General features: G+C 50.5%; 1 protein-coding gene. It reads left to right on the top strand.

The window, feature by feature from the left end:
• Nucleotides 1-509 precede the first annotated feature (509 nt).
• On the top strand, nucleotides 510-1500 hold a 991-nt coding region (gene tig / locus OEL90_RS15055), incomplete at its 3' end, for a trigger factor (RefSeq protein ID WP_300689951.1).

Here is a 1500-nt window from a genome sequence, read left to right on the forward strand (position 1 = left end):
ACAGGTTGTACCTGAGTCTGTTGCTGGACCGTAGTGGCGGCCTGGGTCAGAGTGGCGATATCGGAAGCCATGGCGGCCGGAGCAGCCAGGATGGATCCGGTAACAGCCATCATCGTAACGAGTGTCAGAAGTCTTTTGTTCATGATGTAATTTCCCCTTTCTTTCTTTATTTCTTTGATTACAGTTTCACTTTACCACTGGGACGTAATGAAATATCTGTATTCCCTGAGGCAAATTGAGTGAATTCCGTGGCAGGTCTGCCACAGGTCTGCCACAGGTGTGAAAGCGACGTGAATCCCGGGCAGGGAATCTCCCCCTGATAATTGGTTGTCCGCCAGCCTGATGTCAGGACCACGGCGGTGGTCAGTGACCCCATCAACGAACGTTGCCAGAACGTTCATATAGGCTTTCTGATTTCATCTTCTGTAAAAGAATATTTGTGTTATAATTGTTAGGCATGATTTTGCATGAGTACACATGTCCGTCGTCAGGACTGTGAGGAGGAAACTATGGATTATAAAATTGAAAAAGTATCAAGCAGCAAGCTGAAGATCGAAGTGACCGTGTCTCCCGAGGAGTATCAGGCCCATCTGAAGCAGTCCTACGAAAAGAATAAGGAATACTTCCAGGTGCAGGGCTTCCGCAAGGGCAAGGCACCCTATAACATGGTCAAGAAAAAGTTCGGCGCAGAAGCACTCTATGAAGACGCTGACAACTTTGCACTCAATGAGTCCTATTTCAAGATCATTGAAGAAAGCAAGCTCGCACCGGTGGACTATCCCCAGATCGACATCAAGGATCGCAGCGAGGAAGCTGGTTTGACCTACACCGCTGAGGTGGAGATCATTCCCGAGTTCGATCTGCCCGATTACAACGGCATGGAAGTGGCCCGCCACGAGCATCCCTTCCTGGAATCCGATGTGGATACCGAACTGGAAAACATGAGAGGGCAGAATGCCCGCCTGCTGTCCAGAGAAGACGGCCAGGCCGCTGAAAAAGGCGATTTCGTGACTCTTGATTTTGACGGCTCCATTGACGGCGAAGCCTTTGATGGCGGCAAAGCGGAAGGGTATGAACTGGAACTCGGCTCAGGCAGCTTCATCGGCAACTTTGAAGAGCAGCTGGAAGGCCTCCGCGTCGGCGATGAAAAGGATGTTGTCGTAACATTCCCGGAAAACTACGGCGTCGACCATCTCAATAACAAAGAAGCAACTTTCAAGGTTAAGATCCATGACATCAAGTTCAAGGAAATGCCGGAACTCAATGATGAATTTGCATCTGAAGTCTCCGAATTCGAGACGGTGGAGGAGCTGCGCGGCGATCTGCACAAACGCATGAAAGCTGATTACGACAAGCACATGGAAGAGGCTGCCCGTGAAGGCGCCCTGACCACGCTGGTGGAAAAAACCGAGATCGAAGTCCCCCAGGCTTTGGTTGAACGGCAGCTGGACATGATGATCAAGGACCTGGAACAGAGACTGTCCTACCAGGGCATGGATC

Source organism: Acidaminobacter sp. (assembly GCF_030247605.1).
In the GTDB taxonomy this organism is placed as follows: Bacteria; Bacillota; Clostridia; order Peptostreptococcales; family Acidaminobacteraceae; genus Acidaminobacter.